Genomic DNA, 11006 nt, shown 5'->3' with positions numbered 1-11006 from the left:
AGATGCCCTAAGCAGAAATTCAATTGACTTGTTGACATTTATAATGAGCTCATTGGGATAGGTAGGCCACAATAACAATTCGTTTAATTTATTTCTGTTTGAATCAAGCATAAAAATGCTGCCATTTTTCTTTTGACCAGGCGCTTTTTGTGTAACAAATGGCACCTCACATTTTTCAATATACAGGCGCACCGGCTGGCTATAGTTATTGACAACGCGCATTTTAAAGTATGCGTACTCATACAGATTGGTATCTATGACAAAGCCTTTTACCAGACTAAAATCCAGCCCCCCCAACTTATTCCCTGCTTTTTTTTCAATACAGGAAACAATGCTGAAAAACAGCAAACCGATCAATGATATTCTTTTCAAGCCTGGCATTTTAGAAAACGATGCTATTTACAAATCCTGATGATGTTTTTTAACATACTTATAAAAAAACTCATTCGTATACAATATGATATCCTTTACTATTTTACCGCCATCCCGTTTTTGTATTGTAAATTCTTTTTTTTGCGTATCAACAATAACAATATCTCCTGGTTTACATTCAACTACACCAAGCTGATATATTTCTGCCAACCCATTTTTAATGATACAATAATAAGTATCAGATTTATTCCGCAGATCGTAATTGTTTATATTGCTTTCCAACACTTTTACTTTCAGGATGCCAAAGCCATTATAACCATTTGGAACATCTACCGATAAAACTTCACCTTTTAAATGCAAGGCTAACTCATCGAAATAACGACTACTATCCCTGGAATTCTTCCTGAGATTATAAACAATTAAAAATATCAAAACAACAAAAGCTATAATAATAGTTACTTTTCTATTCATACTACCTGCCTGGGTTGGAAAACTATTTCTTTTTATAAAATATTGCGTGAGGCTTTGTACTAAGTGTATATGACCCACCGCCATAAACATACCAATAATTCCCGCAACCAACTCCAAAACTAACAGGCCCATTAACAGTATAGCCAACGGCGAGCCTTTCCAATATGTTTATATTGCTGAAAAATTAAAATTTAAAGTTCTATTTTCTTTAAGGTCAAAAGGCACATCCGTTTTGCCACAACCACCTTTAAGTTTTACTTTCGTGCAGCATGAATATCTACACCACCCCGGGATTTGTTACCATCACCTGTCATAAGCGAACCATGCTTTATCTGGAACAGGAAATAAAAGAGCTTGGCTTTGAGCTGATAGAAACTTTTGTTACCGGTGTAAAGTTAAAAGCAACGGTGAATGAATGTATCAGGCTCAACCTGAACCTTCGTTGCGCCAGCCAGGTATTGTATAGTCTTCAATCGTTTAAGGCACGTAATGCTGATGATGTATATAATAGCCTTCTCCACTATCCCTGGGAAGAGATCTTACCTGATGGGGGGTACTTTTCCATTACCAGTAATGTCAGCAACGACAGCATCAATAACAGCATGTACGCCAACCTGCGCGTGAAGGATGCCATCATCGACAGACTGCGCGAAAAAAGAGGAACACGTCCCTCCACGGGTTCTGCTTTAACAGGTGCCGTGATCCATTTGTTTTGGAAAGAGGAGAACGCCGAAATCTTTATCGATACCTCGGGGGATTCACTGGCCCGGCATGGATACCGCAAAATACCCGGTCAGGCGCCGATGCTGGAATCGCTGGCTGCCGCCACTATTTATGCTTCCCGTTGGGACAGGGTGAGCCCCTTCGTGAACCCTATGTGTGGTTCGGGAACCGTTGCTATCGAAGCCGCCATGATCGCAACCAATCGCAGACCCGGTCTGTTCAGGACCAACTATGCTTTTATGCACCTGCAGGGCTATGATGAACAGGTATACCTGCAAGAGGACGCCCGGCTGGAAGAGCAGATCAAAGAAATACCTGGTCTTCGGATCATCGCTACCGATTACAGCGCTAAAGCCATTGAGAATGCCCGAAAGAATGCAGTGGCCGCCGGTGTGGCCAGCCTGATAGAATTTGCCGTTTGTGATTTTGCTGCTACAGAAGTGCCGCCCAATGTGCCTGGCATCTTTTATGTGAACCCTGAATACGGAGAACGCCTGGGAGAAGTAGCGGAACTGGAAAAAACATATAGTCGTATTGGTGACTTTATGAAACAAAAATGTGGCGGTTACTTTGGTTATGTATTTACCGGTAATCTTGAACTTGCCAAGAAGATTGGCCTGAAAGCAACCCGACGTATAGAATTTTATACCAGTACTATTGACTGCCGCCTGCTGGAATATGAATTGTATAGCGGAACCCGTTCGGAACCAAAGTAGCGGCGCTTTTAACCTAGTCTATCTTCACCACACCTTCCTTAACCGCCGGGAAGTTGGAGAATATTTTACCGTCATGACCGGGAATAATATACCTGGGATTGGTTACTAATGTTTTCATTCTTTGCATGGCCTTTATATATCCAGCAGGGTCATACGTACCACCAGCCGCTGCCGGTTGCATATGTTCCAAACTATAATATACCCATATATTATCAGAGGCAACAATTACTTTATTTGTACCCGTTTCAACCAGTACATACTGCGAGTTGAAGGTGTGCCTGGAACCGGTAAATACTTTTATGCCGGGAATTATTTCCTGGTTATCACCATTCACAAGCGTTAATTTACCTGCCAGGTTTTTGTCTATAAGTTTTCTTACATCTCTTTTATTAAATCCACCGGCAAAACCACCTTTTTGCCAGGCAGCACCCACATAATAGTAAAAATCATCCTGCTGCATCCATACCTGGGCATTGGGAAACAGATCGAGTCCATCTATGTGGTCCCAATGCGGATGGCTTAATATAATATCTGTAATATCGGTAGGTTTTAGTCCTAATTTTTGCAATGTTGAATCGGGCCGTATATAGCTCACAATGTCAAATTCTTTTGCATCGGGGATATCGTTTAAAAAACCGGCATCCACTAAAACAGTCTTACCATTTCCTTTTATCAACCAGATCATGAAATCGATCTGTACACTATCGTCTTTGGGTCCTTTGTCAACCCAATTAGATATTGGCCATGGAGGAGAAGACGAGGCAAATTTCAACGCATATACTTCGTATTTTTTCGACTGCGACCAGGCGCTTTTTGAAGCTATAAAGCTGATAAGGACAAACAGAATAACATTTTTCATTAATGTATACATTAGTGCCCTGAAGATAATAAAATTGAACAGACTCCATATAAAAAAGAGAGATACTCAAAAAGTACCTCTCTCCTATTTTTCATGGTTATACGTAAATCGCTTTAGCGAGCCCGGCGATAGCACTATTCATGTTAGTTCTCTGTTAGATCACTGCCTTACATACCATCCGGAATATTAGGTTCTACCAGCTTAATCAGCTTATCCAGCGAATCCTGCCAGCCCAAATAACACATTTCTGCGGGAATAGCAGCAGGGATGCCTGTTTGTTCAATTTTTAATTCTGTACCAGCAACAGTTTTGCGGATCCACACTGAAGTAATCATTTCTCCGGGCAGATTGGGATCATCAAATTTATCGGTGTATTTCAAAAATTCATTCGGTTTAACTTCCACGTAAGTTCCACCAAAAGAATGGCCGTTACCGGTTGTAAAATTCGTGAATGACATTTTGAAGGTGCCGCCTGTTTTTACATTCATTTCCTGAACGGCACAAAGAAATCCATAAGGAGGTAACCAGGATGCAATGGCCAGGGCTTCGGTAAATGCGCGGTATACCTTTTCAGGGGATGTTTTAATCATTCTTTGCAGCGAAACTGAATTGTTTGACATACGATTTAATTTTGTTGACACAAAGATGGGCCGAATTCGGGACTTAGGCGGTGGCTGATCGGGACAAAATGAGGGTTATTTGCGACATGGCTGACAAAAATCACCTCTTCAGCGATCTAAGTCATTTCCGCAACAAATTATGCTATGAATTATAAACTAATGAAGTTTATATGGGTATGCGTTTTATGCATAGGTAACGATCAGCGATGATCGACCGTGCAATCATGCAAGCATCTTTTGGGCTTGAAAAAACCTGTTATCAGTATTAATGCCCCGAATGCAATTGCAGGCCACCCGCCCTGGCCGGTATATTTAATACCGGTATGGATAAAGATCCCTGCCACTTCCATCCTTATTATATACTTGTCAGCCAATCCACTACCGTTTTTAATCAGAAGCATATGAACAACTGATTTAGAACGACTTACACAGAAACAGGGAACATTGATACATTTTTACATATCACTTTAGGCAATCTTTCATCCGAAACCGGTCACCCGGATGCAGAAATTTGCATCTAACCCCCAAGAAATCTAGTAGTTAACAAAAACTTTGAGCTAAAAACTTAAAACTAAGACCATATATTTGCCCATTCTTTAAACCAACACTTTATGAATTTTAACCGAGTGAACAACATAGTGGGTTGGGTCGTGTGCCTGATAGCTTGTAGCGTTTACGTGCTCACTATGGAACCAACCGGCAGTTTTTGGGACTGCGGTGAGTTTGTCAGCAGTGCCTATAAACTCCAGATCCCCCACCCTCCGGGAGCCCCGCTTTTTATCCTGCTGGGCCGTTTTTTCATTATTCTTTTTGGCGACAATCCAACCAATGCCGCACTCGGCGTGAATTTCATGAATGCCATCGCCAGTGGCTTCACCATATTATTCCTGTTCTGGAGCATCACCCATTTTGCCCGGAAAATGGTAAAAAAAGAAGGGGTTGAATTAACCAGACAGCAACTGATCACCATCATGGGTGCCGGCGCCGTAGGCGCCCTGGCCTATACTTTCTCCGATTCTTTCTGGTACAGCGCCGTTGAGGGTGAGGTGTACGCCTTATCATCTCTGTTCACGGCCGTGGTTTTCTGGGCCATCCTGAAATGGGAACATGAAGTTGACACCGAAAGTAAACTGGACGGCCATAAATTTTCCCATGCTGACCGTTGGCTGATATTTATTTTTTATATGATGGGTCTGTCAATCGGGGTGCACCTGTTGAACCTGTTGACCATTCCCGCCATTGTAATGGTGTATTATTTCAAACGCTATAAAGTTACCACCTGGGGAACTGTGGCTGCCTTCTTTGCAGGTTGCGTAGTCACCGGGCTTGTACAGGTGGCTATTATTCAATGGTCGATCAAGGGCGCAGGCCTCTTTGACCAGTTCTTTGTGAATAATCTGGGTACCTCCTTCTTCGTAGGATTTGCTACTTACTTCGTGTTGCTTGCGGCCTTGTTGGTCCTTGGCTTGCGGTTCACCGGCGCACAGATCCAGAAATTCACCGTTTTTGCCATCTGGTTATCGGCCATTATCTTATTATTCTGTTTCCCCTTTATAAATGGCGGCATCACGTTCCTTGTACTATTAGTAGGTCTGGCCGTTTTAATTGGCTTCTGCTATTATGTAAAGGAAAATATCCTCTCCTTTTTGAAGATCGGTCTTTGGTCTACCATCTTCCTCATTCTGGGTTATTCAACGTACTTCACTACCCTGGTGCGCTCTTCAGCCAACCCATCGGTAGATATGTATAATGTTGACAACCCCGTGAGCCTGGTAGGTTACCTGAGCCGTGAACAATATGGCGACTGGCCGGTTTTGTACGGTCCTGATTATGTTTACCGCTCGCCCTTTGTTACTACAGGCGATCTGTATGTAAAAGGAAGCGAAGACGGAAAAGACAAATACGTGGTGGCAGGTAAAACCCGTAAACAGGATTTCAGCGCCAGCCCCACAGAAGAAGACAAACAACAAATTGCGCAACAGCACAAATGGGATCCGGAGCTGGTTGAGAAGATCGGACCGCACATTTTCCCGCGGATGTGGGACAATGGCAATGAGCGTAACCAGGAGTACGTGTACCAGACTTTTAGCGGGATGAGCGGCGAAGCCCCGCCAACGTTCTTCAACAACATCCGTTACTTCCTCGACTACCAGTTCCGCTGGATGTACTGGCGTTATTTCATGTGGAATTTTGCCGGTAAACAAAACGACCTGCAGGGCTTTGGCAACCGCCGTGACGGTAACTGGAACAGCGGTATCAACTTTGTAGATAAAGCATTTGGCCACAGTACGCCTGCCGAACTGCCTGATACAGCCGGTACAGCGAACAAAGCCAACAACAAATTATTCTTCCTGCCATTCATATTGGGTATTATAGGCTTTATATTCCAGTTGAACCGCAACAGACGTGACTGGATCATCAGCTTCCTGTTATTCTTCTTTACAGGGTTGGCCATCGTGGTGTACCTGAACCAAAGCGGCCAGCAACCACGTGAACGTGACTACGCCTATGTAGGCTCCTTCTACGCGTTTGCTATCTGGATAGGTTTGGGTGTTATTTGGGTGAAAGAACAACTAAGCCGCTACCTGAAAGGGGGCGCAACAGCCGAATATGCCGCTTTAGGTATTTGCTTACTGGCCGTACCGGTGTTGATGGCTTCGCAGGAATGGGATGACCATGACCGTAGCAAGAAAACCCTGGCCCGCGACATTGGTAAAGATTACCTGGAAAGCTGTACCAAAGATGGTATCCTGATCTCCTTTGGTGATAACGATACTTACCCATTGTGGTATGCCCAGGAAGTGGAGAAGATCCGTCCAGACCTGCGCGTGATCAACTACAGCCTGCTGGGTACCGACTGGTACATCAACGAGCTGCGTTATAAAGTAAACGAAAGTGCCCCTACCGACGTGATCTTTACGCCGCAACAAATTGAGGGTGACAAGCGCAACGTGGTATTCACGCCTGCTTACCTGAGCCACGTGAATGCGCAATTGCTGGCAGGATACGATCAGAACAAGTACTACGATCTGTACACCATCCTGAAAAATGTTACAGCCAGCGATGATCCTAAAAATACAGTTCAGTTCAACGATGAAGACCTGGGCAACATTATACCGGCGAGCAAGCTGAGCATACCTGTTGATGTAGATTGGGTGAAGAAAAACATGCCGCTGAATCCCGGCGACAGCGTGGTAAGTGAACTGAAACTCGACATCAAACGCCAGTACCTGCAAAAGAACGACCTGGCTGTACTGGCCATTATTGCCGGTAACAAATGGAAACGTCCTATCTACTTCACTTCTACCCAGGAGCTCGAAGATCTGGGTCTTGAAAAATATGTTCGCATGGAAGGACTCTCCTACCGCCTGGTACCTGTTGAAGGCACCAACGTGGAACTGGATGTATCATACAAAAACCTCACAGAAAAATTTGCTTTTGGCAATGCCGGCAAACCGCATGTTTACTTTGATGAGGAGAACCGTCGCCATTTGAACAGCATTCGCCAGGCGCATGCGTTCCTGGGTATGGCGCTGGTTGACGCCGGTAAACTGGATTCAGCCCGTAAAGAACTGCGCAAATACGATAACTCGGTGCTGGAAAGCAACATTCCTTACGGTATGACATCAAACCGTGGCAACTTCCACAACCGCGTTACCATGACGTATTTATATGCTGCTTACCGCAGCGGCGACATGGAGCTGGCCCAAAAAGTTGGCAAGTCGGTTAAAACTGACCTGGAACAACAAATGAAATACTATCGTTCGCTGGGCGATGAAAGTTCCAATAATGAAACCCTGGCTATCAATGCAGCCAATTATATGAAAGATCCAAATGCGCCTGTTACGTTGTCGGAAAAACAGTTGGTATTTGTACAGGATATTGTTTCCTCTTATCAAATGCTGATGCAAATGTCTGACTGGGAAAAACAATTCGGCGCCAAAGCCGGAAACGGAAAAGGCGGCGTTGAAAATGCTCCTGCAGAATTAAAGGCGGCAGATTCACAAAAAGCCGTGGATACAACAAAGCCTTAGAAAGGTTCGAACAAACAGATATATTTCAAAATATACAGTGCCATCTCCGATTAGCGGGGATGGCACCGTTGTTTTAAGGCGCTTTTCAACAATTGCTGCCGAAGTTTGTTGTAGTGTTAACAAAAATTACATACGTCAATGAATGAATTTTAATGCTTAAATTGGGTTAGTCCTGAGGATACCGAGGACGCAGGAAGAACCAATTCATTGTACCTTAAAACATTATTAGCAGTGATAGGACATCATTTCACCAAATTCGATCCCCGTCAGGAGGGCAAAACGAAATTTGAGCAATTGCTTGATGTGTTCATGCAATTGCTTACCTATACCAATGGCGACGTAAGTGAAGCACTGGACTGGATGAACCAGCTCGATAAAGAATATGAGCTTACGAACAGCGAGTATGGCATGGGCGATTTTATTGAGGAATTAAAAGAAAAAGGCTACATCCAGGAGAACCAGGTCAGCGGCGAGATCAGGATCACCTCCAAAACCGAACAGGGCATTCGCAAAAGATCGCTGGAAGAAATATTCGGGAAACTGAAGAAAACAAAAACCGGCGATCACCATACATTCAAACCCGGTGGCGGCGATGAGATCAATCCCGAAACCAGGCCTTTTCAGTTTGGCGACACCCTGGAACAGATCGATTTCACCACCAGTATTCGCAATGCGCAGATCAATCATGGCATCGAAAGCTTCAACATGCAGGAAGATGACCTGGCCATTCGCGAAACCGATTTCAAATCACAAACTTCTACCGTACTGATGATCGATATCTCGCATTCGATGATCCTGTATGGTGAAGACCGCATTACGCCGGCTAAAAAAGTAGCCATGGCGTTGAGCGAACTCATCACTACCAAATATCCTAAAGACACACTGGATATTGTAGTGTTTGGCAACGATGCCTGGCCTGTTGAAATAAAAGACCTTCCTTATTTACAGGTTGGTCCCTACCATACCAATACGGTAGCCGGTTTGGAAATGGCGATGGATATTTTGCGCCGCCGCAAAAATCCCAACAAACAGATCTTTATGATCACCGATGGCAAACCCACCTGTTTAAAAATTGGCAAACGCTATTATAAGAACAGCTTTGGGCTCGACCGTCGCATTACCAATCGTTGTTTGAACCTGGCCGCCCAATGCAAAAAACTAAAAGTGCCTATTACCACTTTCATGATCGCTACTGACCCGTATTTACAGCGGTTTGTACAGGAATTTACCGAAACCAACAGCGGCAAGGCCTTCTTTGCTTCGCTCGACCGGTTAGGCGCCTTTATATTCCGTGATTTTGAAAATGGAAAAAGAAAGACGGTTTATTAAAACATCAGACAGTTTACGAAACGAACTATTACTATGAGCATACCAAAAATAAAGACCCTGGGTGAACTTAAGAAGAGTGGCTATCAACCAAAGTCAGTAAAAGATGAGATCAGAAAGAACCTTATTGGCAAATTACAAAAGCAGGAAAGCACCTTTAACGGGATCATAGGTTATGAAGAAACGGTTATTCCCGATGTGGAGAGGGCGCTTTTGTCGCGTCACAACATTTTATTCCTTGGCTTACGCGGACAGGCAAAAACGCGGATGGCCCGGCAAATGATTGAATTACTCGATGAATACATTCCGGTGATCGAAGGCAGTGAGATCAATGACGATCCGCTGAATCCCATCTCCATCCATGCGAAGGACCTGATGGCGCAATATGGCGATGAGACCCCTATTCACTGGATACATCGCAGCGAACGGTATGGCGAAAAGTTGGCTACGCCCGACGTTAGCGTGGCTGACCTTATTGGCGACATCGATCCTATTAAAGCAGCCAATTTGCGGTTAAGCTTTGCCGATGAACGCGTGATCCACTATGGTATTATCCCCCGCAGCAATAGGGGTATTTTCGTGATCAACGAAATTCCCGATCTGCAGGCCCGCATCCAGGTAGCCTTGTTCAATATTCTGGAAGAAGGCGATGTACAGATCCGTGGTTTCAAACTGCGCATGCCGCTGGACATCTTATTTGTATTTACCGCCAATCCGGAAGACTATACCAACCGCGGTTCTATTGTAACCCCGTTGAAAGACCGGATTGAAAGCCAGATCCTGACGCACTATCCTAAAACCATCGACACCGCGCTCACCATTACCGAGCAGGAAGCCGATATTCTGAAGGAACAGCAGGCCAAGGTGCAAATGAGCGACCTGATAAAACGACTGATAGAACAGATCTCGTTTGAAGCCCGCTCCAGCGAACTGGTTGACAAAAAAAGTGGTGTATCGGCCCGGTTAAGCATCTCCGCTTTTGAAAATGCCGTGAGCTCTGCCGAGCGCCGTCTGTTGATCAATAAAGAAAACAACACCCAGGTATGGATCAGCGATCTGATCGGACTGATACCTTCTATTACCGGTAAAATAGAACTGGTGTATGAAGGCGAACAGGAAGGCCCTTACCAGGTAGCCATGAACCTGCTCGACAAAGCCATCCGCACCCAATTCATCCAATATTTTCCCAATCCGGAAACGCTTAAGAAGAAACGAAATCAGCAGGCAGCCGAAGAAAATCCTTATCGCTCCATTTCATCCTGGTTCGACAAAGGCAATTCTTTAAACCTGTTGTTCCATACAAAAGACGAAGACAAAATACAGCAACTGTATAAAGTAGACGGCCTGCATGCACTGGTGAAAAAATATTTTAAACAGGCCAATGAAAAAGACGCCGCCTTGTTAATGGAGTTTGTATTACACGGACTGGCTGCCTTTTCCATGATCAGTAAAAAAATTCTGGAAAGCCGCATCGAGTTCAAAGACCTGATGGGTTCCATGCTGGGCAATACCACTTCGTATGGCGAAGATGAACTTGATAGTGATGATTTTAATTAATGGAGAATACTTGCCCGACGGAGCCTTGGCGAAGGCGGGTTGAATACTGAATGTCGAAGTGAATCACTTCGACATTTTTTTTGTCGCTGAAGATCAGGAAGCTGGTGTACTTCCTTCTGCGTATACAAGCGCATCATTTAGTGTAACCCCTACACCACATTCACTTCCCGTTCCAACGCCACCCCAAATTTCTCATGCACACTTTTCATTACGTCTTCGCTCAGGTCATAAATGTCCTGACCGCTAGCGTTGCCGTAGTTCACCAACACCAGCGCTTGCTTTTCGTGTACACCGGCGTCGCCACGGCGATAGCCCTTCCAACCACTTT

General features: G+C 44.5%; 8 protein-coding genes and 1 pseudogene. 4 read left to right on the top strand and 5 right to left on the bottom strand.

All coding sequences use genetic code 11. The annotated features are described in order from the left end of the window. Both ACJ751_RS19635 and ACJ751_RS19630 read right to left on the bottom strand, forming a co-directional pair. The coding region (locus ACJ751_RS19635; protein ID WP_407747221.1) for a hypothetical protein at window positions 1-372 on the bottom strand (372 nt) is incomplete at its 3' end. Window positions 373-399: 27 nt separating this feature from the next. After that, entirely contained in the window at window positions 400-990 is a 591-nt protein-coding gene (locus ACJ751_RS19630) for a hypothetical protein (RefSeq protein WP_407747220.1), read from the bottom strand. A gap of 122 nt (window positions 991-1112) precedes the next feature. Here ACJ751_RS19630 and ACJ751_RS19625 point away from each other — a divergent pair, with 122 nt between their 5' ends. After that, window positions 1113-2282: a class I SAM-dependent RNA methyltransferase gene (locus tag ACJ751_RS19625; RefSeq protein WP_407747219.1), complete on the top strand. Its 1170-nt coding sequence runs from the start codon at window positions 1113-1115 to the stop codon at window positions 2280-2282. A 13-nt stretch (window positions 2283-2295) separates the two neighbouring features. Here the strand turns inward: ACJ751_RS19625 and ACJ751_RS19620 are convergent, their stop codons facing one another. Together ACJ751_RS19620 and ACJ751_RS19615 are read right to left on the bottom strand one after the other, a co-directional pair. Beyond that, window positions 2296-3141 carry an N-acyl homoserine lactonase family protein gene (locus ACJ751_RS19620; protein ID WP_407747218.1) on the bottom strand — a complete coding sequence of 282 codons (846 nt, stop codon included), beginning with the start codon at window positions 3139-3141 and terminating at the stop codon, window positions 2296-2298. Between the two features lie 167 nt (window positions 3142-3308). Next, a complete protein-coding gene (locus ACJ751_RS19615; protein ID WP_407747217.1) occupies window positions 3309-3761 on the bottom strand; it encodes an SRPBCC family protein in 453 nt (150 codons plus the stop codon). 611 nt (window positions 3762-4372) lie between these two features. Between ACJ751_RS19615 and ACJ751_RS19610 the strand changes: the two genes are divergently transcribed. From ACJ751_RS19610 to ACJ751_RS19600, 3 genes are all read left to right on the top strand, one after another. Continuing rightward, window positions 4373-7795: a DUF2723 domain-containing protein gene (locus ACJ751_RS19610; protein ID WP_407747216.1), complete on the top strand. Its 3423-nt coding sequence runs from the start codon at window positions 4373-4375 to the stop codon at window positions 7793-7795. Window positions 7796-8026: 231 nt separating this feature from the next. Then, on the top strand, window positions 8027-9124 hold the full coding sequence (locus ACJ751_RS19605; protein ID WP_407747215.1) for a vWA domain-containing protein: 1098 nt from the start codon (window positions 8027-8029) through the stop codon (window positions 9122-9124). A 33-nt stretch (window positions 9125-9157) separates the two neighbouring features. Further along, on the top strand, window positions 9158-10678 hold the full coding sequence (locus ACJ751_RS19600; protein ID WP_407747214.1) for a sigma 54-interacting transcriptional regulator: 1521 nt from the start codon (window positions 9158-9160) through the stop codon (window positions 10676-10678). Window positions 10679-10827: 149 nt separating this feature from the next. Here ACJ751_RS19600 and ACJ751_RS19595 read toward each other — a convergent pair. After that, window positions 10828-11006: pseudogene (locus tag ACJ751_RS19595) on the bottom strand (UDP-N-acetylenolpyruvoylglucosamine reductase); the annotation flags it as partial.

The organism is Niastella sp. (genome assembly GCF_045805085.1).
Classification (GTDB): domain Bacteria; phylum Bacteroidota; class Bacteroidia; order Chitinophagales; family Chitinophagaceae; genus Niastella.
This window is presented reverse-complemented; position numbering and strand designations above follow the sequence as displayed.